The organism is Mesorhizobium sp. M0854 (genome assembly GCF_040319815.1).
GTDB lineage: Bacteria > Pseudomonadota > Alphaproteobacteria > Rhizobiales > Rhizobiaceae > Mesorhizobium.
On the sequence record NZ_JAMYOL010000003.1, the window covers coordinates 103,794 to 127,633 of the forward strand.

General features: G+C 62.1%; 23 protein-coding genes and 1 pseudogene. 8 read left to right on the forward strand and 16 right to left on the reverse strand.

Annotation, left to right across the window (positions count from 1 at the left end; genetic code table 11):
• The first annotated feature begins 114 nt into the window (after positions 1 to 114).
• Complete coding sequence (locus NKH99_RS06180) at positions 115 to 594, forward strand: EF-hand domain-containing protein (RefSeq protein ID WP_352471018.1); 480 nt, start codon at positions 115 to 117, stop codon at positions 592 to 594.
• 50 nt (positions 595 to 644) lie between these two features.
• Here the strand turns inward: NKH99_RS06180 and NKH99_RS06185 are convergent, their stop codons facing one another.
• Positions 645 to 2,972 (reverse strand): PAS domain-containing sensor histidine kinase, encoded by a 2,328-nt coding sequence (locus NKH99_RS06185; RefSeq protein ID WP_353013247.1) that lies wholly within the window; start codon positions 2,970 to 2,972, stop codon positions 645 to 647.
• A 188-nt stretch (positions 2,973 to 3,160) separates the two neighbouring features.
• Positions 3,161 to 5,806, reverse strand: a complete 2,646-nt coding sequence (pepN, locus tag NKH99_RS06190) for an aminopeptidase N (RefSeq protein WP_353013249.1) — start codon at positions 5,804 to 5,806, stop codon at positions 3,161 to 3,163.
• Between the two features lie 154 nt (positions 5,807 to 5,960).
• On the opposite strand from pepN, the gene NKH99_RS06195 reads away from it, so the two are divergent.
• Positions 5,961 to 6,185 (forward strand): hypothetical protein, encoded by a 225-nt coding sequence (locus tag NKH99_RS06195; protein WP_352616908.1) that lies wholly within the window; start codon positions 5,961 to 5,963, stop codon positions 6,183 to 6,185.
• Entirely contained in the window at positions 6,182 to 7,159 is a 978-nt protein-coding gene (locus NKH99_RS06200; RefSeq protein WP_502897762.1) for a DMT family transporter, read from the forward strand. The genes NKH99_RS06195 and NKH99_RS06200 overlap by 4 nt, the downstream gene beginning before the upstream one ends.
• On the opposite strand, the gene NKH99_RS06205 is transcribed toward NKH99_RS06200, so the two are convergent.
• The 3 genes from NKH99_RS06205 to NKH99_RS06215 all read right to left on the reverse strand — a co-directional run bounded on the left by NKH99_RS06205 (position 7,160) and on the right by NKH99_RS06215 (position 9,644).
• A complete protein-coding gene (locus NKH99_RS06205) occupies positions 7,160 to 7,975 on the reverse strand; it encodes a helix-turn-helix domain-containing protein (RefSeq protein ID WP_352471021.1) in 816 nt (271 codons plus the stop codon).
• A gap of 105 nt (positions 7,976 to 8,080) precedes the next feature.
• Positions 8,081 to 8,962: a uracil-DNA glycosylase gene (locus NKH99_RS06210; RefSeq protein WP_352501793.1), complete on the reverse strand. Its 882-nt coding sequence runs from the start codon at positions 8,960 to 8,962 to the stop codon at positions 8,081 to 8,083.
• A gap of 37 nt (positions 8,963 to 8,999) precedes the next feature.
• A complete protein-coding gene (locus NKH99_RS06215) occupies positions 9,000 to 9,644 on the reverse strand; it encodes a hypothetical protein (protein WP_023677808.1) in 645 nt (214 codons plus the stop codon).
• On the opposite strand from NKH99_RS06215, the gene NKH99_RS06220 reads away from it, so the two are divergent.
• From NKH99_RS06220 to NKH99_RS06230, 3 genes are all read left to right on the forward strand, one after another.
• A complete protein-coding gene (locus NKH99_RS06220; protein ID WP_198023574.1) occupies positions 9,595 to 9,777 on the forward strand; it encodes a hypothetical protein in 183 nt (60 codons plus the stop codon). The genes NKH99_RS06215 and NKH99_RS06220 overlap by 50 nt on opposite strands.
• A gap of 106 nt (positions 9,778 to 9,883) precedes the next feature.
• Complete coding sequence (locus NKH99_RS06225; protein ID WP_352471023.1) at positions 9,884 to 11,563, forward strand: electron transfer flavoprotein-ubiquinone oxidoreductase; 1,680 nt, start codon at positions 9,884 to 9,886, stop codon at positions 11,561 to 11,563.
• 111 nt (positions 11,564 to 11,674) lie between these two features.
• Positions 11,675 to 12,271: a DUF922 domain-containing protein gene (locus NKH99_RS06230; protein ID WP_352501795.1), complete on the forward strand. Its 597-nt coding sequence runs from the start codon at positions 11,675 to 11,677 to the stop codon at positions 12,269 to 12,271.
• 30 nt (positions 12,272 to 12,301) lie between these two features.
• On the opposite strand, the gene NKH99_RS06235 is transcribed toward NKH99_RS06230, so the two are convergent.
• The 5 genes from NKH99_RS06235 to NKH99_RS06255 all read right to left on the reverse strand — a co-directional run bounded on the left by NKH99_RS06235 (position 12,302) and on the right by NKH99_RS06255 (position 15,946).
• Positions 12,302 to 13,321, reverse strand: a complete 1,020-nt coding sequence (locus tag NKH99_RS06235) for an endonuclease/exonuclease/phosphatase family protein (protein ID WP_352540755.1) — start codon at positions 13,319 to 13,321, stop codon at positions 12,302 to 12,304.
• 98 nt (positions 13,322 to 13,419) lie between these two features.
• On the reverse strand, positions 13,420 to 14,922 hold the full coding sequence (locus NKH99_RS06240) for an AMP nucleosidase (protein WP_023677804.1): 1,503 nt from the start codon (positions 14,920 to 14,922) through the stop codon (positions 13,420 to 13,422).
• An 80-nt stretch (positions 14,923 to 15,002) separates the two neighbouring features.
• A complete protein-coding gene (locus tag NKH99_RS06245; RefSeq protein WP_352454349.1) occupies positions 15,003 to 15,197 on the reverse strand; it encodes a hypothetical protein in 195 nt (64 codons plus the stop codon).
• A gap of 41 nt (positions 15,198 to 15,238) precedes the next feature.
• Positions 15,239 to 15,391: a hypothetical protein gene (locus NKH99_RS06250; RefSeq protein WP_353013253.1), complete on the reverse strand. Its 153-nt coding sequence runs from the start codon at positions 15,389 to 15,391 to the stop codon at positions 15,239 to 15,241.
• A gap of 210 nt (positions 15,392 to 15,601) precedes the next feature.
• Entirely contained in the window at positions 15,602 to 15,946 is a 345-nt protein-coding gene (locus NKH99_RS06255) for a DUF2147 domain-containing protein (RefSeq protein WP_353013255.1), read from the reverse strand.
• Between the two features lie 459 nt (positions 15,947 to 16,405).
• On the opposite strand from NKH99_RS06255, the gene NKH99_RS06260 reads away from it, so the two are divergent.
• Both NKH99_RS06260 and NKH99_RS06265 read left to right on the forward strand, forming a co-directional pair.
• Complete coding sequence (locus NKH99_RS06260) at positions 16,406 to 16,672, forward strand: SEL1-like repeat protein (RefSeq protein WP_010915070.1); 267 nt, start codon at positions 16,406 to 16,408, stop codon at positions 16,670 to 16,672.
• Between the two features lie 391 nt (positions 16,673 to 17,063).
• A complete protein-coding gene (locus tag NKH99_RS06265) occupies positions 17,064 to 18,185 on the forward strand; it encodes a branched-chain amino acid ABC transporter substrate-binding protein (RefSeq protein WP_353013257.1) in 1,122 nt (373 codons plus the stop codon).
• Positions 18,186 to 18,283: 98 nt separating this feature from the next.
• Here the strand turns inward: NKH99_RS06265 and NKH99_RS06270 are convergent, their stop codons facing one another.
• The 6 genes and pseudogenes from NKH99_RS06270 to NKH99_RS06295 all read right to left on the reverse strand — a co-directional run bounded on the left by NKH99_RS06270 (position 18,284) and on the right by NKH99_RS06295 (position 23,840).
• Complete coding sequence (locus tag NKH99_RS06270; RefSeq protein ID WP_352566152.1) at positions 18,284 to 20,272, reverse strand: acetyl/propionyl/methylcrotonyl-CoA carboxylase subunit alpha; 1,989 nt, start codon at positions 20,270 to 20,272, stop codon at positions 18,284 to 18,286.
• A 111-nt stretch (positions 20,273 to 20,383) separates the two neighbouring features.
• Positions 20,384 to 20,758 carry a hypothetical protein gene (locus NKH99_RS06275; protein ID WP_023677798.1) on the reverse strand — a complete coding sequence of 125 codons (375 nt, stop codon included), beginning with the start codon at positions 20,756 to 20,758 and terminating at the stop codon, positions 20,384 to 20,386.
• Positions 20,759 to 20,801: 43 nt separating this feature from the next.
• Entirely contained in the window at positions 20,802 to 21,140 is a 339-nt protein-coding gene (locus tag NKH99_RS06280; RefSeq protein WP_353013259.1) for a hypothetical protein, read from the reverse strand.
• 71 nt (positions 21,141 to 21,211) lie between these two features.
• Positions 21,212 to 21,586: a hypothetical protein gene (locus NKH99_RS06285; RefSeq protein WP_352566208.1), complete on the reverse strand. Its 375-nt coding sequence runs from the start codon at positions 21,584 to 21,586 to the stop codon at positions 21,212 to 21,214.
• 115 nt (positions 21,587 to 21,701) lie between these two features.
• A pseudogene (locus tag NKH99_RS06290) lies at positions 21,702 to 22,231 on the reverse strand (O-acetyl-ADP-ribose deacetylase).
• A gap of 1 nt (position 22,232) precedes the next feature.
• On the reverse strand, positions 22,233 to 23,840 hold the full coding sequence (locus tag NKH99_RS06295) for a carboxyl transferase domain-containing protein (protein ID WP_353013261.1): 1,608 nt from the start codon (positions 23,838 to 23,840) through the stop codon (positions 22,233 to 22,235).

A 23,840-nucleotide genomic window follows, 5' to 3' on the forward strand; every position in this document is an offset into this window, starting at 1 on the left:
GCCCAAAATTGCGACCTGCTTTGGGAGGTTCCGATGTTCAATCAAAGAGATAGAGCGGGGGATTGAAGGTCCGCCGCTCTAGCATCGGGGGTGACGATGCAACAGGAGAAGACCATGAGAAAGACAACCAGACTTGCACTCGTTTTCGCAGCCCTGGCCGGCGCCGTCGGCACCGCTGCCTATGCAGACGAGCACTCCGTGGCCGGGCCGCGCGACGGCATGATGATGCGCCTCGGCAAGGTCATGAAGGACAATGACGGCACCATCACCTTCGACCAGTTCTCCGACGCCATGAACGCGCGGCTGAAGAAGATGGTCGCCGACAATGGCGGCAAGCTGACCGTGGCACAGCTCGCCGACGCGCTCGAGAAAGCACGCTTCGAGCAGATGGCCAGGCGCATCATCGCCCGTTACGACACCAAGGGCAACGGCACGCTGACCGCCGATGACATCACCAGCCGCCAGAAGAAGGTCTTCGCCATGCTCGACCGTGACAATGACGGGAAAATCGAGAAGAACGAACTGCCGAAGGGTCCCGGCGGTCACCGCCAATGGGACGGCGAGGGCAATGATGGCACTGACGGCATGCAGTGAGAAGTGATAACGCTCCGGCGGTGCGAGCCGCCGGAGCGTTATCTTGTCATTCAGGCAGCGGCCCTGACCGCCTGCGCGGCTTTCCTGATCGGGATGCGTACCGAGACGATCGTTCCGACGCTTTCGGTCGAGCGGATCTTCAACGCGCCACCCTGAAGCTCGGCCAGCGAGCGCGAGATGGCGAGGCCGAGGCCGGAGCCGGCATGGCTCTTGGAGAACTGGTTTTGCACCTGTTCGAATGGCCGCCCGAGCTTGCTCAACGCCGCCTTCGGGATGCCGCAGCCATTGTCCTCGATCGTCAGGATCAGCGCGCTGGAAATGCTGCGGGCTCTGACCGAGATGTGGCCGCCTTGCCCGGTGAACTTCACCGCATTGGACAGAAGGTTGATGAGGATCTGCTTGATCGCCCTGCGGTCGGCGAACAGCGTCAGCGAATCGGCGATGCGGGTTTCGACGGTGATCGACTTTTCCGCCGCCTGCAGAGAAACGACGCGAACCGTCTCCCTGATGAGCGGGCAGAGATCGATTTCTTCCTGATCCAGGGCGAACTGGCCGGCCTCGATCTTCGACATGTCGAGGATGTCATTGATCACACCGAGAAGATATTTGCCGCTGCCGTTGATGTCGGTGGCATACTCTTCGTAGCGCGGCGAACCCAGCGGCCCGAACAGCCGCCGTTCCATCAGTTCCGAAAAGCCGATGATCGCGTTGAGCGGGGTGCGCAACTCGTGCGACATGTTGGCCAGGAATTCGGATTTGGCCCGGTTTGCCGCTTCGGCGCGCTCGGTTTCCTTCATGTATTTGCGATTGAGTTCGACGAGCTCACGCGCCCGTTCTTCTTCCGCGCGGCGGGCAAGGCTGAGGTCATGGATTGTCGCCATCAGCCGGCGCTCGCTGTCGACCAGCTTCTCCTGGTGCAGCTTGATCTGGGTGATGTCGGAGCCGACAGAGACGGTACCGCCGTCCCTTGTCCGCAACTCGTTCACCTGCAACCAGCGGCCGTCGGCAAGCTGGCGCTCGAAGGTCACGCCTCCCTGCGGTCCGTTGGTGTTGGCAAGCCGCCGCTCCGAGGCGAAGGCCAGCATGCGTTCCTCCAGAACGGCGCGCGGAGCGCCCGGCATCACGTCGCGATCCAACAGGCCGTTGTCCTGCTGGTATTTGGAATTGCACATGATCAGGCGCTCGGACGAATCCCACAGCACGAAAGATTCGTTGATGTTTTCGATGGCCGTCCTCAGGCGCAGGTCCGCCGCTTCGGAGCGCAGCGCCAGATGCCGCTGCTCGGTGACGTCGACGGCGATGCCGATCAGCTGGATCTCCGGCGCTTCCGGGTCGATAACGTGTGCTCTTGCGCGCATCCAAACCCATTGCCCGTCGGCATGGCGCATCCGGAACACCTGGTCGATATGGTCGATCTCGCGTGCGACGATCCTGTTGGCGAGTTCGAACAAATCGCCGTCCTCGGGATGAATGATTTCATCGACTTCGCCGAACGACAGCATCGTGTCACAAGGCTCGTAGCCCAGCATGTCGTACATCGAGCGCGACCAGTACATCTTGCCGCGCACCATGTCCCAATCCCACAGGCCGCAGCGGCCGCGCACCAGCGCCATGTCGATGCGCTGGTGGGCTTCGAGATAGATGCGATCGGCGGCCTGGGCGCGCGCCGCCTGGCCGAAATAGGCGTAGAGGATGATGATCAGCACACCGGCCGTCAGCACGAACAGCGTGACGTTGAGTGAGACCGTCTTGCGCCAGGCGTCAAAAACTGCCTCCCGCGGCACGAACGCTGCCGAGGCACCCTTTCGGCCGTTCGCCAGGCTCACTGCCGCGTACCAGTCCTGTCCGCCGATGCTGACCTCCATCACCCCGGCGCGGTCGCCGAACATGAACAGCGGCTGCCCGCCCTGTACGACGCCATCGAGCGACCGGCCCTCCCAGTGCATCGATTGCGGCGATACGGCAATGATCTTGAAGGCGCTATCGGTGATCGCCAGTACGTGGCTTCGGCCCATCGCGCCCTGACGACCGGTGCTCTCCAGCAGGTCCTGGATCGCGCCGGGCGTGGAACCCATGGTCGCATCGGCAGCGATCGAACTGGCCAGTTGGCCGGCGGCCAGCGCAAGGATCGCCTTGGCGTCGCGCTCGATCTCGTCGCGCTCGTTCATCAGTGACAGAAAGCGCAGTACTGCGATGATCAACAGAAACATGATAATGAGGGCCGGTATCGATCGCCGCAACAGCGGCTCGGCTGCCAGCAGCCGTCGGTAGGCAGGTTCGGCGATGAGCCGCGTATTGCCCGCGAGACCGTCGCTTCGCGCCTCGCGCCGCCCAAAAGCCGTCCCACCGGGCGCGCCCCACGCGTCCGCCTTCGCCATAAATGGCACTCCCCGATTTTCTGTCCCGCTTGACGATCCGGCAACGCCGCACTTCCGAATCGTCACTAAAGAATCAAAGGTGATTCGCCTTGTCCAGAGGCGCGGCGAAAAAAGATTAAAAATCGACTAAAATAACTGGGTTTTCGGGGGGTCTTCCCTTTTTCCCACAAGGGGACAACGGAGGTCGCTTACGCCAGGGTGCGCTCGACGATGTCTCGCAAATCGGCCGACAGCTTCTCGGTATTGGCGATCGAAAGCAACGCCTCCCTTGCCTTGGCCTGCCGCACCGGTTCGAGCGAGCGCCACGACCTGAGCGCCGTCGCCAGCCTGGCGGCCACCTGCGGGTTGCGTTTTTCGACCTGCAGCACCGTTTCGACGAAAAGCCGGTAGCCTTGGCCGTCGGTGCGATGGAAGCCGGTCTGGTTGGCGCTGGAAAACGTGCCGATGAGTGCCCGTACCCGGTTCGGGTTGGCCATCGAGAACGCAGGGTGGCCTGTCAAGGCGCGCACCGCGTCGACGGTTTGCGGGCCGGGCACGCTGGCCTGGATCTGGAACCATTTGTCCATGACCAGCGGATCGGTTGCATATTTCGCCTCGAAATCCGCCAGCGCCTTGGTCGCCTCCGGTGAGCCATGGTGACGGTGCGCAAGCACGGTCAACGCCGCGGCCCGGTCGGTCATGTTGGTCGCCGATTGGAAGTGCCCGGCAGCGAGTTCCGCACCTCCCGGCAGCAAGGAGAGATAGTCCAGCAGGACATTGCGCAGCGCCCGCCGCCCGGCACTGGCCGCGTCCGGGCTGAACGGACCAGTGTCGGCAAGCCGATCGTAAAATTTGGAGAATATCTCGCGGTTGGCCTCGGCGATTGCAACCGCCAGCGCCTCGCGCGCCGCGAAAATGGCGTCGGGGTCGAAGTTCTTGCCGATGTCGCGGGCGATATCGGCCTCGCCGGGCAGCGCCAGCGCCAGTGCCCGATAGGCGGGTTCGAGCGCTTCGTCGCCGGCTGTCTTGCCGGCAAGCCCGGTCAGCCGGGCGCTGAACTCGGGTTGCTTGTGGTCCAGGATCTGGCGGAAGGCTGCAATCAGCGCATCGGTCAAAAGCGAGTTGAACGACTGCCAGCGCGAGAAGGCGTCGCTGTCGTGGCCAGCCAGAAAAAACTGGTCGTCGGGCCGCTGCTCGACCGAAAGCGTCACCGGCGCCGAAAAGCCGCGGTTGAGCGACATGGCTGGACGCTCGGCAATCCCGGAAAACCTGACGACATGGCGGCGTTTGCGGATATGGATGACACCGTCCTCGACGTTCGCCCCTTCGGCGCCGCTGTGGGCTATCGCCTCGCCACCGGCGCCAACCAGGCCGAAGGCAAGCGGAATGTGCATCAGCCGCTTGCGGCTTTCCGCCGGTGTTGGCGGCACCGACTGCTCGATTTCGAGCGTGAATTCCCGCGCCGCCGGATTATACGCCGAACTGACGGTCAGGTTCGGCGTACCGGCCTGATGATACCACAGCGAAAACTGCGACAGGTCGCGACCTGAGACGTCTTCGAACACTTTGATGAAGTCTTCGATCGTCGCCGCCTGGCCGTCGTGACGTTCGAAGTAGAGGTCCATGCCGGCGCGGAACGTCTCGGCGCCGAGGATGGTATGGATCATGCGCACGACTTCCGAGCCTTTTTCGTAGACCGTCGCCGTGTAGAAATTGTTGATCTCGCGGTAGCGGCGAGGCCGGACCGGATGCGCCAGCGGCCCTTGGTCCTCGGGAAACTGATGGGCACGCAGCGTACGCACCTCGGCGATGCGCTTGACGGCGCGCGAGCGCTGATCGGCGGAGAATTCGTGGTCGCGGAAAACCGTCAGGCCTTCCTTCAGGCAAAGCTGGAACCAGTCGCGGCAAGTGATTCTGTTACCTGTCCAATTGTGGAAATACTCATGGGCAATGATGGCCTCGATATTGGCGAAATCGGCGTCGGTCGCGGTTTCCTGGTCGGCCAGCACATATTTGTCGTTGAAGATGTTGAGACCCTTGTTCTCCATTGCGCCCATATTGAAGTCGGACACGGCGACGATGTTGAAGACATCGAGGTCGTATTCGCGGCCGAATGCCTCCTCGTCCCATTTCATCGACCGTTTCAAAGCGTCCATGGCGTAGCCGGCGAGCCTCTCCTTGCCCGGTTCGACATAGATTCCGAGCTCGACCCTGCGGCCAGACAGGGTGACAAAACTGTCCGAGATCTTGCCGAGGTCGCCTGCCACCAGCGCAAACAAATAGGACGGCTTGGGGAAGGGGTCGTGCCAGACCGCATAGTGCCAGCCGCCGGCAAGCTCGCCGCTGCCGGCCGGGTTGCCGTTGGACAAAAGCAGCGGCGCCTCATTGCGCTCAGCTTCGATACGCACCGTATAGACCGACAGGATGTCGGGACGGTCGAGGAAATAAGTGATGCGGCGAAAGCCTTCGGCCTCGCATTGCGTGCAATAGACGTCGCTCGAGCGATAGAGGCCCATCAGCGCTTCGTTCTGCGCCGGCGCCAACACGGTTTCAATTCTCAGCTGGAAGCGCCTTGTCGCAGGGGGGCTGATGATTGTCAGTTGATCGGGCGTGACGAGAAAATCCGCAGGGCTCGGCTCCTGGCCGTCGATGGCGATGCCGCGGAGCGTCAGCCCGTCGCCATCCAGCACCAGTGGCACCGACGCCGCAATCCCGTCGCGGCGTTCGACCGTCAGCACGGCGGTCACATGCGTTGCTTCAGGCGAAAGGCGGAAAGTCAGGCTGGTTTCCGGAATGAGATAATCACTGGGGCGATAGTCTTCGAGCTTGAAGACCTGGCCGGTATCTGTGCGCATTCCTTGATTTTTCCTGTCGATCCGGGTGCGGCGGGCGGGTCCGCTGGTCCAAATAATTTGAAGTCTGCGCTCTTTACACGAAACGCTCCCTCGACAAAACTGCAGCGACGTCTATTTCAGGCGATCATTTCCCAAGCATCATCGCGAGGCTTCCATGACCGTCGTCACGCCGAAATTCGGAACGAGCGCCTCTGTGTTGCGTCGCGAGGATGTGGCCTTCATCAAGGGCGCGCGGGAGGCGGGTACGATCGGGTCGACGCCTGCCGCGCTCAATGCGGTGACCGACGCGCACTACCGCACCTACGGCATCAGGCATATCGACATGCCGGCAACGCCGGCGTGCATCTGGGCGGCGATCGAGGAAGCAAGAGGGGCGTGACAGCCAGACCGGATTTGCCAGTGCTTGCAGTTGGCGACCTTGCCGGCGAGCACAGCACGCTGACCGGAATCTTGCTCAAGATCGTATCGGTGGCGGTCTTCGTCGGCATGTCGTCCTGCATCAAGGCGGCAGGCACCGTCCCGGCGGGCCAGATCGTCTTCTTCCGCTCCTTCTTTGCCATTTTTCCGATCATCGCCTTCCTCGCCTTCCAGGGAAAACTCGGAACCGCCTTTTCGACAAAGCGCCCGCTCAACCACATTGCGCGCGGCGTCGTCGGTGTCTGTGCCATGGGGCTCGGCTTCTTCGCGCTGACGCGGCTGCCGCTGCCGGAGGCGATCACACTGAACTACGCGCAGCCGCTGCTGGTCGTGGTGTTCAGTTCGATCTTCCTCGGCGAAGCCATCCGCATCTATCGCTGGAGTGCGGTTGCCGTCGGCCTGGTCGGGGTGCTGATCATCTCGTGGCCGGAACTGACGCTGCTCAGTTCGGGCGCTGCCCTTGGCGATCAGGAGGTGCTTGGCGTCATCGCCGCCCTGATAGCCGCGGCGATCTCGGCCATCGCCATGCTCCTGGTTCGCAACCTCGTCCAGAGCGAGCGGACGGCGACCATCGTGCTGTGGTTTTCGGTAACCGCGAGCGTCATGGCGCTGCTTTCGCTGCCATTCGGCTGGCAGGCGCTGACGCCAGCACAGGCGGGGCTTCTGATTGCCGCGGGTTTTTGCGGCGGGCTTGGCCAGATTCTGATGACCTCGGCCTATCGCCATGCCGAGGCTTCCGTCGTAGCACCTTTCGAATACACTTCGATGATCCTCGGCGTCGTCGTCGGCTATCTGGTCTTTGGCGATATCGCCACGATCAACATGCTGGTCGGCGGCATGATCGTGGTTGCGGCGGGGATTTTCATCATCTGGCGCGAGCGCCAGCTGGGTCTCGAACGCACCCGCACCCGCAAGGCCGTCGCGCCGGAAGGGTGATCAGCCCGCTGCGTCGGTCCGCTCTTTCGCCAGCCGCATCAGCACCGCCCGCGTCTGCTCGTCGGCGGGGAAAAAAGATTCGATCGCCAGCTCCGCCAGCGTCACGTCGAGCGGCGTGCCGAACACGGTGATGGTGCTGATGAACGACAGCACCGCGTCGCCATGGGCAAGCTTGAGCGGATGGACAATCGCGTTCGGTTCGACCGGCGCCGGCCGGCTGCTTTTAAGGCCGGACGGATAGGCCCGAAGCTCGCGCTCGAGCTCGACCAGAACCGGATCGGCGGCAGCGTCGTTCTGCCGCTTCAGCCGCTCCAGAAGATGCGTCCGCCATTCCGCAAGGTTGACGATGCGCGGCGCGATGCCGCCGGGATGCAGGCTGAGGCGCAAAACGTTGACCGGCGGCTTCAGCAGGGAGGCGTCGGCGACATTGGCGAGGAACGGGCCGATGGCGGCGTTCGCCGACACCAGGTTCCAATGCCGGTCGACGGCAAGCGCCGGGAACGGCTCGTGCGCCTTGAGCACGGTCTCGACCGCCGCCATCGCCGGTGCCATCGAGGCATCGTCAAGTGGTCGTTCGCTGAAGCTCGGGGCAAAGCCGGCGGCCAGCAGCAGCTGGTTGCGCTGCCTGAGCGGGATCGAAAGCTGCTCCGCCAGATGCAGCACCATGTCACGCGAGGGTGCGGCGCGGCCGCTTTCAACGAAACTCAGATGCCGCTGCGAGATCTCGGCCTCCATGGCGAGGTCGAGCTGGCTCATGCGCCGGCGTGTACGCCATTCGCGAATGAGACTGCCGGCGGAAATCTGGGCTGCTGTCATAACGAGATGACTAGGCCGGCAGTGGGCGCATTTCAATTACCTGCGAGATCATGATGCCGCCCTTCCTTCCTCGCAAGGGGAGGACGGAAGACGCGTTCTGCACCGTTACCCAAGTGCCCGCAACTTCGCCTTCACTTCGAGGAAATCCCGCCACGCCAGCTTCTTGTGCGCAGGCGTTCTCAACAAATAGGCCGGATGCAGGGTCGGCATGGCGGGAATGGCGACGCCAGACGGGGTCGTGTGGACGCGCCAGTTGCCGCGCAGCCGCAATATGCCTTCGGAGGTGTTGAGCAGGGTCTTTGCCGACGGGCCGCCGAGATTGACCAGCACCTTCGGATTGACCAGTTCGATCTGCCGCTCGATGAACGGCCGGCAGATCTCGGTCTCGTGCGGCGTCGGCGTGCGGTTGCCCGGCGGCCGCCAGGGAATCACGTTGGCGATGTAGGCAGATGTCCGGTCAAGACCGATCGCGGCCAGCATGCGGTCGAGCAGCCGGCCCGACCGGCCGACGAACGGCAAGCCCTCTATGTCCTCGTCGCGGCCCGGCGCTTCGCCGACCAGCATCACCGCGGCAGTCGGATTGCCGTCGGCGAACACCAGGTTCTTGGCGGTGAATTTAAGATTGCAGCCGTCGAATGCCGCCATGTGCTGGCGAAGCTCGTCGAGGTTTGCCGCCGATCTCGCCAGTTGCCGCGCCAATGCCGCCTGCGCCTCGTCGGGCACCGTTGACATGGCCGGGGACGTTCGCACTGCCGGTGCCGTATTCGGTCTCTCGCCCATTTCGCCGCGCGACACGCTCGTCGAGCGATGAGGCGATGCATTTTCACCGGCCGGCAGAGCGGCCGCCGCAGGCACCCGCTCCGGCGGCCTGGCTTCTGCAAACCTGTTTACCGGCTGTTCTTCAAGTGCCTCGTCGACGCCGGCGCTGGCGTAGAAGGCCAGCAACTCGGCGAGATCGGCTCGGCTAGTGTGGGGGGCGGCAGTCATGGTTTCACATTCGGCCGCGGAGCTTGAATTTGCAAGTTCAGCTCGACGGTATGCGCGGATCCTGCACCAGATAGAACGTCCAGCGCGGCGTGTAGTCGGTGATCAGGAAATAGAAGCTGGCGGTCTTCAGCGGGTCGATCTTGCCGTTCTTGAACAGCAGGCGGTCATACGGTTCGAAATTGCGGTCGAAATCGGCGTAGCTGCTCGACCAGATATTTTCGGGCGTTTTGTTGCGCTGGTCGAACGACAGGCCGTCGCCGAACACGCTCGGCTGGTCGAGGATCTCCTGGAGTTCGAACTGGAACTCGACCCAGGCTTGGCCGCTATTGTTGAGCACGTCGATGCGCATATACATCAGACCATTGGCGAAGTCTCCCGCCTTGCCGAACGGCTGGATCGGCCTTGTCGTGCGAATGGCCAGCGTTACCGGCGTCGCTGAATTCAGCTCTTCGGTGATGACCAGCGGATCCTCTTTCGTGCCGATGCCGGAAGCCCCGGTGATGCGGAAACCGCCGCGCTCGTCGGAAAAGGAATAGGCGCCGGTCGCCCAGACCAGTTGCTGCTCGGCACGGGCATCGAGGGCCGTCAGTGGCAGAAGCGCCAAGAGCGCCGCACGGCAAAACCGGCCGGGCGTGAAAAAAAAGCGCGTCGATGAAAAGCCAGCCGGCCCGAATATGCGCATGGCGGGAAGTATGGCCGATAAGCAAGCCGTCGAACAATTAAAAACATCAGTGCGACATATCTGTGCAAACGGAATAGGATTGAAGATTGATGCTCGTCACCGCGAATCTGTGCGGCAGGACGCGACTTTTTGATGAAATCGGTATTGTCACGTCCGCGCCGGTTTCCCGTCGCTATTTGATGCGCTATGCAGCGCGTGAGCCAGCAAGATGCCGGGAATAGCGAGCCAGTGAGGGATCGATGAGCGATATCGAACGCGAAAGCATGGAATTCGACGTGGTCATCGTCGGCGCCGGCCCGGCCGGCCTCGCCGCCGCGATCCGTCTCAAGCAGGTCAATCCCGAGCTTTCCGTCGTCGTGCTGGAAAAGGGCGGCGAAGTCGGCGCGCACATCCTGTCCGGCGCCGTCGTCGATCCGATCGGCATCGACCGGCTGCTGCCCGGCTGGCGCGAAGAGGAGGGTCATCCCTTCAGGACACCGGTCACCGACGACCATTTCCTGGTTCTCGGCCCCGCCGGTTCGTTCCGTCTGCCCAATATCCTGATGCCGCCGCTGATGAACAATCACGGCAATTATATCGTCTCGCTCGGCAATGTCTGCCGCTGGCTGGCGACCAAGGCCGAGGCGCTGGGCGTCGAGATCTATCCGGGCTTTGCCGCGGTCGGCCTGCTCTACAACGAGGCCGGTGCGGTCACCGGCGTCGTCACCGGCGACATGGGCGTCGAGAAGGACGGCACGCACGGTCCGGGCTTTGCGCCGGGCATGGCGCTGATGGGCAAATATGTCTTGATCGGCGAGGGCGCGCGCGGCTCGCTGGCCAAGCAACTGATCGCCAAATACCACCTTTCCGACGGTCGTGAGCCCGGAAAATACGGCATCGGCCTCAAGGAACTCTGGCAGATCAAACCGGAAAACCACCGGCCGGGCCTTGTCCAGCATTCCTTCGGCTGGCCGCTCGATTTGAAGACCGGCGGCGGCTCCTTCCTCTACCATCTCGAGGACAACCAGGTGGCAGTCGGCTTCGTCGTTCACCTGAACTACAAGAATCCCTATCTGTCGCCCTTTGACGAGTTTCAGCGCTTCAAGACCCATCCGGCGATCCGCGGCACCTTCGAGGGTGCCAAGCGGCTGGGCTATGGTGCCCGCGCCATCACCGAAGGCGGCTGGCAATCGGTGCCGAAACTGTCCTTCCCTGGCGGTGCGCTGATCGGCTGCGCAGCCGGCTTCGTCAACGTGCCGCGCATCAAGGGCTCGCACAATGCCGTGCTCTCCGGAATGCTGGCGGCCGAGCATGTCTGTGATGCGATAGCCGCCGGCCGCACCAATGACGAGCTGGCCTCCTACGAGGCCGCCTGGCGCGCCACCGATATCGGCAAGGACCTGAAGAAAGTGCGCAACGTCAAGCCGCTATGGTCGCGCTTCGGCACCATTGTCGGCGTCGGCCTTGGCGGCCTCGACATGTGGCTGAACACGCTGTTCGGCTTCTCGCCCTTCGGCACGATGAAGCACGGCAGGGCCGACTATGCGACGCTGGAACCGGCCGCCGCGCACCAGAAGATCGCCTACCCGAAGCCGGACGGGGTGCTGACCTTCGACCGGCTGTCGTCGGTGTTCCTGTCCAACACCAACCACGAGGAGAACGAGCCGGTGCATCTGCTCGTCGCCGACATGGACCTGCAGAAGCGCTCTGAGCATGACGTCTATGCGGGACCCTCGACGCGTTACTGCCCGGCCAGCGTCTACGAATGGGTCGACAAGGATGGCAATGCCGCCGCCGATCCTGCGGCCAAGGATGTGCGCTTCGTCATCAACGCGCAGAACTGCGTGCACTGCAAGACTTGCGATATCAAGGACCCGAACCAGAACATAAATTGGGTGCCGCCACAGGGCGGCGAGGGCCCGGTCTACCAGAACATGTAAGTCACAAGGTTTGCTCCGGACTAAACAAGATGAGGAGCAGCGCAACCGTAGGATTGTTGAATAAACCGCCTGCCTGTGTTTCCTTTCTGCGGCGACAGGGAGGAAGGAAAAATGCGCCTGGCAGTTCTGACGAGCGTTGTGGCGATCGGGGCATTGTGCGCCCCTGCAGCCTTGGCCGGCACTAAGGTGCTGGTCAAGACACGAACTTACAACATTGCCGGAACCACCGGCGCGGCCCTGATCGAGGCCATGGATCGCAGTGGGCCGAAGCACGGCTTCATGACCCACGCCATCGCGCAGACCGGCTACAGCGTCGATGATTGGACCTTCGACGCCCAACGGGAAAACGGCGTCTGCCGCCTGCGCCAGGCCAACGGGACGCTCAATCTCTTCTATACCTATCCCAAACTAGTCTCAGCCACGTCGCCTGCGCTGCAGAAGCGCTGGAAGCGGTTCTTCGCTGGCGTTCGCGCCCATGAAGAGACCCATGGCCGCATCGCCAGACAGATGATGCGGGCCACCGAAAAGTCGGTTCGAGGGCTGACAGTCGGTGATGACCCGCACTGTTTCGAGGCACGTCGCGAGGCAAAGCGCCGGATCAATGCCATCTATGCCGAATACGAGGCAAAGCAGATCGCCTTCGATGCGCACGAGCATCGCGACGGCGGCCCTGTCGAGCACCTCATCCGCGCTTTTGTGGGCCAGTAATAAGCCAGGTCGAGATTGGACTGCGGATTTTCAGCTTCGCGTCCCGCCAGGCAGCGCCGCAAGCGCGGTCGCCGTCTGGTGCTCGTCGAGCGGCTTTTGTTCATCCGACCGAAGCGAAAACTCCACCAGCACCGGCAGATGGTCTGAGCCGGTGTCCTCAAGGGTCGACGCCGAATGGATAACAATGGCGCCCTTGCTGAAGACCTGGTCGATCGGCAGTCCGGCGAAGCGCAGGAAATCCGGCAGCCTTCTGTAGAGCCAGGTCGGCCCGACCGACGGCATTACAGTCAGCTTGCCAAGCGATGCGACGCGCCGGACGGCGGCGCTCCATGGCGCTGCGTTGCAGTCGCCTGCCAGGATCGACGTCTCGCCAAGCGAGGCGATTTCGTCAGACAACCCTCCAATCTGCCGTGATTGGTTGTGCGGCCATGGCCAGGTGAGGTGGATGGCGGCGACATCGACGTCGGTTCCGCCGAAATCGACCGTGGCGATCGCCATCGCGCCGCGGCTGTCGCAGTGCGGCTCCGTGCCTATGCCAAACGGTCGTCTGGACAGCAGCGCAACGCCGAACACGCCATTGGGATATGGGCAGAGGATCCGGTAGGGATAGCCGCCGGATAGCAGCCCAAGCTTTGCCTTCCACGTTTCGGACACCTCGTCGAGGGTGATAACATCAGGCTGGGTCCGGCCGATCAGCGACAGCACCTTCTCAGGCGTTGGATTGTTGAACCTGAGGTTCATCTGCAGCAGGCGGTAGACTGGCTCGTCACCGAGTTTGGCTTCGTAGGCGGCCTGCACCTGCCATAGCCGCGAAAGCGGCAAGGCATTCTGCGTGGTGGCAAAGGAGGCTATCGCAAACAGCAATGCGACCGCGGCCTGCAGGCGAAACGAGGTGGCGAGCAGCGGCAGCGCGCAAAGCGCCATCAGCACCGAAAAATGGACGCGGAAATGAGCAAAGGAATCGAGGGCCGGATGCAGCGATCCGAAGAACCCGGCCACCAGCGCGGCCGAGAGTGCAAGCATTGCGACGAATGCGAGCGCAACCGTCATGTCCCGAACACGTGCCATCGCTTTGTCTATCGGCAGAAGTGCGGCTCAATCAAGATGACGAAATGTCCTGACCTGGACAGACACATGCGATTCGGCATTTACTGGAAGGCAGTTTCCGAAAAGCTCCTGAGTTTGCGCGAATGCAGTCGGTCCATCGGCATTTCAGCCAGCTTCTCCATCGCCCTGATGCCGATGGTCAGGTGCTGCGCTACTTGCCGCTTGTAGAACTCGGTCGCCATGCCCGGCAACTTCAATTCGCCATGCAGCGGCTTGTCGGATACGCAAAGCAGCGTGCCATAGGGCACCCGGAAGCGGAAGCCGTTGGCGGCGATCGTCGCCGATTCCATGTCGAGCGCGATCGCCCGCGACTGCGACAGCCGCTGGACCGGCCCGCGCTGGTCGCGCAGCTCCCAATTGCGGTTGTCGATAGTGGCGACGGTGCCAGTGCGCATGATGCGCTTGAGATCATATCCGGAAAGCCCGGTGACCTCGGCGACCGCTTCCTGCAGCGCCACCTGGATTTCGGCTAGCGGCGGGATCGGCACCCAGACCGGAAGATCGTCGTCGAGGACATGGTCTTCTCGTACATAGGCATGGGCCAGCACATAATCCCCGAGCGCCTGCGTGTTGCGCAGGCCGGCGCAATGGCCGAGCATCACCCAGGCATGCGGCCGGAGCACCGCGATATGGTCGGTGATCGTCTTGGCGTTGGAAGGCCCAACGCCGATATTGACCATAGTGATGCCGCCATGGTTCGGCTTCTTCAGATGATAGGCCGGCATCTGCGGCAGGCGAGGGGGCGCAGCACCCTCACCGGGCGCACCGTCCCCTGCTTTGGTCACGATGTTGCCCGGCTCGACGAACTCGACATATCCGTCACCGCCATTGGCCATCAATTCGCGTGCACGGGCGACGAATTCGTCGATGTAGAACTGGTAGTTGGTGAACAGCACGAAGTTCTGGAAATGCTGGGGACTAGTCGCCGTATAATGCGACATCCGGTGCAGCGAATAGTCGATCCGTTGCGCCGTGAACGGCGCCAGCGGCCGTGCCTCGCCCAATGCCACTTCGAACGTGCCGTTGGCGATCTGGTCGTCGGTGCCGTCGAGATCCGGCACGTCGAACAGGTCACGGATCGGCCGTTTGATGCGCTCGGCAGCAGTGCCGTCGACATGCGTGCCTTCGAGGAAGGCGAAATGCAGCGGGATGGGAGTGGTCGATTCCGAAACCGTGACGGGAACGCCGTGGTTGCGCATGATCAGCCGAAGCTGTTCGGTGAGGTAGCTTTCGAAAAGAGCAGGCTGGGTGACGGTGGTTGAGAAATGCCCCGGCGTCGGCATGTGGCCATAGGCCTGCCGCGAGTCGATTTGCGTGAAGGAACTCGTGGTGACGCCGATCTCCGGATAGAAAGCCCGGTAGCGTTTGTTGTTGTCGCCGCCCGCGGCGAGCGCGGCAAATGAATCGCGCAGGAACTTGGTGTTGCGGTCGTAAAGCACCTGTAGGGCCGCGACGGCCTTCTTGGCGTCGTTGAAGCTCTGCCGGCCAAACGGCTCCGGCGTGACCACCGATTCAATGGCTTGGGGATAGATTCGCTTTTCCATGACCCAATATAGAGAGTTGGACGCGCGGTTGGGAGGGGGTAAGGCGGCCTCAATACGCGCTGTCGGCGTTTTTCGGTCTGCTAACCGCGCTGCAGGCTAACCAGCAGCACAAAGCCGAGGCCTGACTTCCTCAACGCAGGCGCCTCGATCGTCGAGCCGGCATTGGTGCGCATCGTCGGCACGGCCAGTACCGGTACCGAAAGAACAGTCAGGATGAGCGCCGCGCGCGGCAGCAGCCGAAGCGTCTTGAGGGTGTTGGCGGCGAGGCGGTTCATTGGCGTTTTGCTTTTCTCTAAATGTTCAGCTCTTTGTCGTTTCAGTGGTGAAGATGGTTCAAGCAACCGAGTCGGCAGGAATTGGCGACGTCCCAGGAGCGGGACGGCCGGCCGGCTTCGGCGACAAGGACGGCGAACAACATGCCGAACAGGCTCATCAGCAGGCAGACGATGGTGAAGCGGCGGGCAAGCATTGCGCGGTGTCTCCTTTAACACGCATGACAATGCCTTGCCCCGGCTGAACCGGCTCTGATCCCGGCGTTCATCTGCGGTTCAAAAATGGTTGATGATCTCTGAGAGGGTCCGCTTTGAGTGCAGCGACCCATGGCGACGCCATGGCTGCGAGACCGATAACATGAAAACGGGGCCGACTGGCCCCGCTCACCCCGGCAGGAAGGGCACGATCAGAGCTTGTGCCAGGTCTGGCTCTTGCAGATCAGCCCGCCGAGCACGCAGCCGCTCATCTTGAGCGAACTGCCGGAAAGCGAAGCCTTGCCCGAATAGGTCTTGTCGGTTTCCGGGTCGGTTATGGTGCCGGCATATTTGTTGTCGCCGGCAAACTTCAGTGAACCGATGTTCTTGCCGGCAAATTTGCCGGATTTGAGCGTAATCGAAAATGCCCCGCCGCCACCCGAAATGGCGGCAGTCGATCCGGCTTGCGTTTTCCAATTGCCTTCGATCGGATCGGCCCACGCCGCGCCGGTCATCATTATTGCGGCCGCGAGGGCCAGGCTCACTTGTCGAAACATGTCTTTCCTCCCTCAGGTAAGTCCAATCGGGCTCCGTCCCGGGTGTCTGCCCCTTACGCAAACGTAAGCTAGTCCAGCTCCCGGAAAAACAAAAGCGGTGCCGCGACGGAAGGTTTGCGGGTTTTTGCCCGCTCCCGAACGGCCGCGCCGGCGAAAAATGAAACGGGCCGCACACGTCTTTGTCTTCTGTGGTTAGCGGAGTCTTGATCCGCGCCTCGCAAGTTTTCTTCAAATCTTGTGCAAACCGGCGCGATTGCTGGCTTTGTATCCTTAACGAATTTTCGCGTTTACCTCTTGTTTTGGCTTTGTTTTCCTCAAGTTAAGCACGCCATTTAACGACGGATTCAAGCCTCCGGGGCATTCTCGAAAGCATCGAAAGAGCGGCCGCCCCCGACGGTAATCAAGGACACCGAGGGACAGACGGAGACAGCTCTCGGGAGCCAGAACAGGGGATTTGAAATGGCACGTTTTGAAATGCTTGAAGCCGGCTTCGGCGCCATGGGGGCAACTGCCCAGGCCGATATTCTTTTCGAGTTGGGCATGATGTATGCGACTGGCCGCGATTGCGAGACCGATGTCGTCGCCGCCCACAAATGGTTCAACATCGCCGCGATCAAGGGTTCGGCCCGCGCCGCGGAACTGCGCTCCGAATTGTCTGCCGCCATGTCGAAGGTCGAGATCGCCAAGGCGCTGCGCGAAGCTCGCGAATGGATGACGATGCACTGAATTCGCCGGCATCGACCTCACAAGGGGTACTGACCTCACGACAGGGACGGTTCGGGTCAAGGCCGCGCAGAGGGCCGGGCCCGAAAAATCAAGGCCGCGCAAGACGGCTGGGCCAACAAGATCAAGAACACGGCGGACGAGCCGCGCCATAAACCGTACAAACAGGGAAGGCGAGCAGATCCCGGTGGTGATACCTCGGGAAGCTCGATGAGAAAAGCTGCGACCGGCCGGAACAAGGCTGGCGCGGCTTTGTCTTTGGGACAGCGCATTACAGGCCCAATCGAGCGCCGACGATGCGTCTAGACAGCTCCGGCGAAGGATGAAATTCTCCCGCCATTCTGGAAGAGGCGCGGCCGGGATGGTCGCGCGAGAGTGGAGGAGTTGTGTCACCATGAAGAAATTCAGTATTTTCAGCGCAGCCATATTTGGCCTGATGATGACCGCGCCGGTCGCCTTCGCCGATGACATCACCTTTTCGGTGGTCGGACCGATGACCGGTCAGCTTGCCAACATCGGCGATCAGTTTAAGCAAGGCGCGCAAGCCGCCGCCAACGCGATCAACGCGGCGGGCGGCGTCGACGGCCGCCAGATCAAGCTCGACATCGAGGATGACCAGTGCGATCCGAAGCAGGCGGTTTCGGTCGCCAACCGCATCATCGCCAACGGTGTCAAGTTCATCGATGGCCACGCCTGCTCGGGCTCCAGCATCCCGGCCTCCGCTGTCTACGCCGAAGCCGGTGCGCTGATGATGAGTCCGGCTTCCTCGAACCCGGTGTTGACCGATGCAGCGGCGAAAGCCGGCTGGCCGACGATCATGCGCCTCTACACGCGCGACGATGCGCAGGGCGCTTTCATCGGTCCCTGGATCGCCAAGAAATATGCCGGCAAGAAAGTCGTCATCCTGCACGACAAGAGCGCCTATGGGCAGGGCGTGGCCGATGCCGTGAAGGCAACGATGAACCAGAACGGTCTCAATGAAATCCTCTACGAGGGCATCAACGCTGGCGAGAAGGACTATTCCGCTCTTGTTACCAAGCTCAAGGAGCTGAAAGCCGACGTCGTCTATTTCGGCGGCTATCACCCCGAAGCCGGCCTGATCCTGCGCCAGTCGGCGGAGCAGAACCTCAAGTTCCAGTTGATCATGCCGGACTCGATCGCTTCGCCGGAATTCTGGCAGGTTGCCGGTCCGGCCGGCGAAGGCACCATGTTCGTCTTCCCATCGGACCCGCAGGCGAAGCCCGAAGCCAAGGAAGCCATCGCCAAGATCAAGGCCGGCGGCTTCGTGCCGGAGGGCTTCACGCTGTTTTCCTATGCGGTGATCCAGGCCTTCGCCGAAGGCATCAAACGCGCCGGCAGCGACGATCCGGCAAAAGTCGCCGAAGCGTTAAAGAACGGCCAGCCGATCAGCACGGTTGTCGGCTCGGTCACCTTCGACGAGAAGGGCGACCTCAAGAACGCGAGCTACGACATCAACCAGTGGCATGACGGCAAATACGCGCCGATCCAGCCGTGATGGCCGCGGCGCCGCAAGACGCGCTGCTGTAATCGAACATGGCCGGGGGTCAAACCCGGCCACATTTTTTTGGCGACGCCTTTGTCACGCGTTCGAGATCACTTCGTGGATAGGGAAACAGCAGTCAACTGAGGTTCCTCGACAAAGCGAACCAGCACGGTGCCGTCGGTTACCTGCGCGCCTTCGGCAGCAATCTCGGCGATAACCCCGTCATGGGGCGCGGCAATGGTGTGCTCCATCTTCATCGCCTCCAGGATCAGCAGCGGCTGGCCCTTGATCACGGACTCGCCTTTGCCTGCACGCACCAATTTGACCAGGCCGGGCATTGGAGCGCGCAGGCTGACGGAAGCGGCGGCGGCTTCGTCGGCTCGGGCCAGCGGATCCGGCACGGCAAAACCGTAGCCGATGGCGCCATCGAAGACCGTGACGTGACCCGGCCAGCGGGCGAGGCGAGGCGCCGCGCGGAGATCCCGCGAATTGACGCTGTCATAGGGCGCATCCAGCGCCACCTCGAACCGCCCGTCCGGCCGCACCGACACGCGCGCGCCGATCTCCTGCTCGCCAAACTTCAGCAGGGTGCTCCGCGCTACAGCGTGGAAATGCGCATAGCCGGCCAGTGACGACCAGGGATCGTCCGAGGACGGCAAGTCGCGCGCACCGGACGCGGCAAGTGCCGCGGCGGCAATCGTCTCACCGCTCGGCGGCGGAACCGCCGTCAACGCCTGCTGGTGCCTGGCGATCAGGCCGGTATCGACATCGCCCGCCGCAAAATCCGCATCAGCGGCCAGCGCGGCAAGAAAGCCAGTGTTGACCGTCGAGCCGGCGATTTCGGTCTGCGACAGTGCCGTGCCAAGCGCGATGAGCGCCGTCCGTCTGTCCTTGCCATGAACGATCAGCTTGGCGATCATCGGATCGTAGAACGGCGAAATCGCATCGCCAGCGCGTACACCGGTTTCGACGCGCATGGTCGCACCCTCCGGTGCCGGCTGCGGAAATTTCAAATGGTGCAAGGTGCCGGTCGCCGGCAAAAACCCTCTTGCCGCGTCCTCGGCATAGATGCGCGCCTCGAAGGCGTGGCCGGAGAGCGCGATCTCGCTCTGCGTCTTCGGCAGTTTTTCGCCGGCGGCTACCCGCAACTGCCACTCGACCAGGTCGATGCCGGTAACCATTTCGGTGACGGGGTGCTCGACCTGCAGACGGGTGTTCATTTCCATGAACCAGAAACGGTCGGCCTTCAGACCTTGCGAGGCATCGACGATGAACTCGATGGTACCGGCGCCGGAATAGTGGATTGCCTTGGCGGCTTTCACCGCCGCCTCCGTCATCGCCTTGCGCAGTGCCGGCGTCATGCCGGGGGCAGGCGCCTCCTCGATCACCTTCTGGTGGCGGCGCTGCGCCGAGCAGTCGCGTTCGTGAAGATGCACGGCGTTGCCGAAATTGTCACCAAACACCTGCACTTCGATGTGGCGCGGCTTGTCGACATATTTTTCCACCAAGACGCGGTCGTCACCGAACGCGGCTTTCGCCTCGCGCCGCGCGCCCGACAGTGCTTCCGAAAAATCATCGGGATGCTCGACGCGCCGCATGCCTTTGCCGCCGCCGCCGGCGCGCGCCTTGATCAGTACGGGGTAGCCTATCTCGCGCGCCTTGGAGGCGAGCAACACGATCTCCTGCGCTTCGCCGTGATAGCCCGGAACGACAGGCACGCCGGCCTTTTCCATCAGCCGCTTGGCCGCGTCCTTCAGTCCCATGGCACGGATCGAGGCCGCCGACGGCCCAATGAAGATCAGCCCCGCCGCGACCACCTGGTCGACGAAATCGGGGTTTTCCGAAAGAAAGCCGTAGCCCGGATGGATGGCCGCGGCACCTGTGGCCAAAGCCGCCGCGATGATCTTGTCGCCGCGCAGATAGCTTTCGTTGGCGGGAGAGGCGCCGATATGCACCGCTTCGTCGGCCATTTCGACATGCAGGGCGTGAGCGTCGGCGTCGGAATACACGGCGATGCTGCGCACACCCATCCTGCGTGCCGAGCGGATCACCCGGCAGGCGATCTCGCCACGGTTGGCGATCAGGATCTTGGCGAACATCGGGCCTCCACAGGCAGAGCTGCCGCCAACGGCGCGAATTCTCGTCACGCGAACTGCGGCAATGCCCTGCTTTGTAGTCTGGCGGTCAAAGGGTAGGCAAGCGAGGCCTGCCTACTTTGAGGCCGCGATTTCGCAAGCTCCCCCGGTCGTGACCCTGTAACGGTCGCGGGTGACCTGGCAGGATTTCATCGCCATATCCTCGGCAGCCTTTTGCGAGGGCGCATTCAAGCGCGAGCCGCACAGGATGTACAACGAACGCACCCGGGAATACGGAGTGGTCGCATAAGCTGAATGGCCGCTGGCCGCGACATAGGCCTTATATGCCTTGGTGCATGGCCGATCCGCGGTCGCCGGAAAATACGGGTAGAAGCGGACGTCGCCCTTGCTTCCAGCCAGCGATTCCGCCGCGCCGACATTGGGGCTCGAGATTAGAAGCAACCCGGTTATTAGCGAGAAGACTGCTTGTTTGACGCTTATAGATTTCATTTTTCCCACCCATTGAATATGTCGAAGGCCGACGAGTGTCGGTCTATTTGGAGGCAGCTATGGCGCAGGCCCCTGCAGTCGTGACCTTGTACTTGCTGCGCGCGGACTGGCAGGATTTCAACGCCAGCGCCTCCGCAGCCTTCTGGGATGTTGCATTCAGATAAGCACCGCAAATAGTGAATTCGGTTGCCCAGTTGAATGGCGTCATCGCATAGGCCGAGTGACCGCCAACCGCCACATAGTCCTTGTAATTCTTGCCGCAGCCTCCGATTGTACCCGGTGCAAAATAGACCGGAAAACGGCTGTCGCCCTTGCTTCCCGCCAGCGATTCGGCGGCGCCGACATTCGGTGCAGAGGCCACAAGCAGTGCAAGTACCGACATGGTTGCTCGCTTGATTGATAAAGATTTCATTGCCAAACCCATTTGAACCCCAAACACTGAAATATATTCGTCTACTTGGAGGCAGCGATTTCGCAGCCGCCGCCTGTTGTAACTCTGTAACTGTTGCGGGCGGCCTGACAGGATTTCAACGCCAATTCTTCGGCAGCTTGCTGTGACGGTGCATTCAAGCGCGAGCCGCAGATGATGTACAGAAAACGCACCCGGGAATACGGAGTGGTTGCATAGGCTGAATGGCCGCCGGCCGCTACATAGGCCTTATAGGCCCTGGTACACGGATCCTTCGGGCTCTGCGGCAAATAGGGATAGAAACGGGTCTCGCCCTTGCTTCCCGCCAGCGACTGCGCTGCGCCGATGCCAGGGGTCACTAATATAAGCAACCCTGCAAGTAAATGCACAGTTGTTCTCTGAAAAACTCGCCGCCTCATCTTCGCCCAATCCCCATTGGTATTTGCGATGATCAATAGCCGTGATTCTTTCGTCTGGCCAGATCGAGAAGCAAAAAATAGTCTGGAGATGTGGTGGGTTGTCTCCCGCGCAGGGTCACACCCTGCCGAGTGCAGCGACGACCCGCTGATACAATTCGGCCGTCGGCTCGTCGAAGCAGCAGAAAATGACGGTTGCCGGAGCGATGTTCTGGCCGATGAAGGCGCTCACGGTCCCGACAGCAATTTGCGTCGCCTGATCCTTCGGATAGCGGTAGGCCCCGGTCGAGATCGCAGGAAACGCCACCGTCCGGCAGTCCTTTGCGGCGGCGATTTCGAGCGACCGGCGATAGCAGGAGGCGAGCAGTTCGGCCTCTCCTTTGCTGCCACCTTGCCAGACCGGCCCGACCGTATGAATGACGTAGCGCGCGGGCAGCCTGTAGCCCTTGGTGATTTTTGCGTCTCCGACCTTGCAGCCATGCAAGGTCCGGCATTCTGCCACAAGCTCGGGGCCGGCCGCGCGGTGGATAGCGCCGTCGACGCCGCGCCTCCGAGAAGAGAGGTATTGGCGGCGTTGACGATGGCATCGACCGCCAGCTTCGTGATGTCGCCGGTTTGAATGCGAATCCTCTGGCCGATTTCGCTCATCTCACATCCTGAACACGCCGAATTTTGTCTCCTCGATCTCGGCGTTGAGCGCGGCCGAAAGGCTGAGCGCCAGCACCTCGCGGGTCTTGGCCGGGTCGATGATGCCGTCGTCCCAGAGCCTTGCCGACGAATAGAGCGGGTGTCCCTCGTGCTCGTACTTCATCAGGATCGGCTTCTTGAATTTCGCTTCCTCCTCAGCGCTCCATTCCCCGCCCTTGCGCTCGATGCCTTCGCGCTTGACCACGGCCAGCACCGTTGCCGCCTGCTCGCCGCCCATCACCGAAATGCGGGCATTCGGCCACATCCACAGGAAGCGTGGCGAATAGGCGCGTCCGCACATGCCGTAATTGCCGGCACCGAACGAGCCGCCGATGATCACGGTCACCTTCGGCACCTTGGCCGTTGCGACCGCCATGACCAGCTTGGCGCCGTCCTTGGCGATGCCGCCGGCCTCGTATTTTCGCCCGACCATGAAGCCGGTGATGTTCTGCAGGAAAATCAGCGGGATCTTGCGCTGGCAGCACAGCTCGATGAAGTGCGCGCCCTTCAGCGCGCTTTCCGAAAACAGCACGCCATTGTTGGCGACGATGCCGACCGGCATGCCGCTGAGATGGGCGAAACCGGTGACCAGCGTGGTGCCATAATTCTGCTTGAACTCATCGAACTCGGAGCCGTCGACGGTGCGGGCGATTACCTCGCGCACGTCATAGGGCTGGCGCAGATCCGTCGGCACGATGCCGTAGAGTTCATGTGGATCGTGAAGCGGCGGAATCGATTTCTGCAAGGCCAGGCTTACATTTTTGTTCCGATTCAGGTTTTTGACGATACGCCGGCATATGGCCAGCGCATGCTCGTCGTCGAGCGCATAGTGGTCGGCAACGCCGGAAAGCCTTGTGTGCACGTCGGCGCCACCGAGGTCCTCGGCGGTGACGTCCTCGCCGGTGGCCGCCTTCACCAGCGGCGGCCCGCCGAGAAAGATGGTTGCCTGGTTGCGCACCATGATTGTCTCGTCCGACATCGCAGGCACATAAGCGCCGCCGGCCGTGCACGAACCCATGACGCAGGCGATCTGCGGAATGCCGGCGGCCGACATGTTGGCCTGGTTGTAGAAGATGCGGCCGAAATGATCGCGGTCGGGAAACACCTCGTCCTGGTTGGGCAGATTGGCGCCGCCGCTGTCGACCAGATAGACGCAAGGCAGATTGTTCTGCAATGCGATCTCCTGTGCACGCAGATGCTTCTTCACCGTCAGTGGATAATAGGTACCGCCCTTCACCGTGGCGTCATTGACGACGACCATCACTTCGGTGCCTTCGACGCGGCCGATGCCGGCGATGAGGCCGGCCGAAGGGATGTCCTCGCCATACATCGACCATGCCGCGAACTGGCCGATTTCGAGGAAGGGCGAGCCTGTATCGAGCAATTGGGCTAGGCGTTGCCGCGGCAGGAGCTTGCCGCGGGAGACGTGCCGCTCACGCGCCTCTTCCGAGCCACCGCCCTCGATGGCGGCGGCTTTTTCAGCAATATCGGCGACCAGCGCCCGCATGCGCTCGGCATTGGCGCGGAAAATATCGGAGGCGGGCGACATCTGCGAGGTGAGGGGAGCCAT

Excerpts from the sequence above, each read along its gene's own strand:
- NKH99_RS06205 (WP_352471021.1), bottom strand. The coding sequence starts at position 7,975 with ATGACAGCAGCCCAGATTTCCGCCGGCAGTCTCATTCGCGAATGGCGT.
- NKH99_RS06285 (WP_352566208.1), bottom strand. The coding sequence starts at position 21,586 with ATGAGGCGGCGAGTTTTTCAGAGAACAACTGTGCATTTACTTGCAGGG.
- NKH99_RS06180 (WP_352471018.1), top strand. The coding sequence starts at position 115 with ATGAGAAAGACAACCAGACTTGCACTCGTTTTCGCAGCCCTGGCCGGC.
- NKH99_RS06225 (WP_352471023.1), top strand. The coding sequence starts at position 9,884 with ATGAGCGATATCGAACGCGAAAGCATGGAATTCGACGTGGTCATCGTC.
- NKH99_RS06270 (WP_352566152.1), bottom strand. The coding sequence starts at position 20,272 with ATGTTCGCCAAGATCCTGATCGCCAACCGTGGCGAGATCGCCTGCCGG.
- NKH99_RS06265 (WP_353013257.1), top strand. The coding sequence starts at position 17,064 with ATGAAGAAATTCAGTATTTTCAGCGCAGCCATATTTGGCCTGATGATG.
- NKH99_RS06275 (WP_023677798.1), bottom strand. The coding sequence starts at position 20,758 with ATGAAATCTATAAGCGTCAAACAAGCAGTCTTCTCGCTAATAACCGGG.
- NKH99_RS06185 (WP_353013247.1), bottom strand. The coding sequence starts at position 2,972 with ATGGCGAAGGCGGACGCGTGGGGCGCGCCCGGTGGGACGGCTTTTGGG.
- NKH99_RS06240 (WP_023677804.1), bottom strand. The coding sequence starts at position 14,922 with ATGGAAAAGCGAATCTATCCCCAAGCCATTGAATCGGTGGTCACGCCG.
- NKH99_RS06260 (WP_010915070.1), top strand. The coding sequence starts at position 16,406 with ATGGCACGTTTTGAAATGCTTGAAGCCGGCTTCGGCGCCATGGGGGCA.
- NKH99_RS06245 (WP_352454349.1), bottom strand. The coding sequence starts at position 15,197 with ATGAACCGCCTCGCCGCCAACACCCTCAAGACGCTTCGGCTGCTGCCG.
- NKH99_RS06230 (WP_352501795.1), top strand. The coding sequence starts at position 11,675 with ATGCGCCTGGCAGTTCTGACGAGCGTTGTGGCGATCGGGGCATTGTGC.
- pepN (WP_353013249.1), bottom strand. The coding sequence starts at position 5,806 with ATGCGCACAGATACCGGCCAGGTCTTCAAGCTCGAAGACTATCGCCCC.
- NKH99_RS06235 (WP_352540755.1), bottom strand. The coding sequence starts at position 13,321 with ATGACGGTTGCGCTCGCATTCGTCGCAATGCTTGCACTCTCGGCCGCG.
- NKH99_RS06210 (WP_352501793.1), bottom strand. The coding sequence starts at position 8,962 with ATGACTGCCGCCCCCCACACTAGCCGAGCCGATCTCGCCGAGTTGCTG.
- NKH99_RS06255 (WP_353013255.1), bottom strand. The coding sequence starts at position 15,946 with ATGTTTCGACAAGTGAGCCTGGCCCTCGCGGCCGCAATAATGATGACC.
- NKH99_RS06250 (WP_353013253.1), bottom strand. The coding sequence starts at position 15,391 with ATGCTTGCCCGCCGCTTCACCATCGTCTGCCTGCTGATGAGCCTGTTC.
- NKH99_RS06195 (WP_352616908.1), top strand. The coding sequence starts at position 5,961 with ATGACCGTCGTCACGCCGAAATTCGGAACGAGCGCCTCTGTGTTGCGT.
- NKH99_RS06215 (WP_023677808.1), bottom strand. The coding sequence starts at position 9,644 with ATGCGCATATTCGGGCCGGCTGGCTTTTCATCGACGCGCTTTTTTTTC.
- NKH99_RS06295 (WP_353013261.1), bottom strand. The coding sequence starts at position 23,840 with ATGGCTCCCCTCACCTCGCAGATGTCGCCCGCCTCCGATATTTTCCGC.
- NKH99_RS06280 (WP_353013259.1), bottom strand. The coding sequence starts at position 21,140 with ATGTCGGTACTTGCACTGCTTGTGGCCTCTGCACCGAATGTCGGCGCC.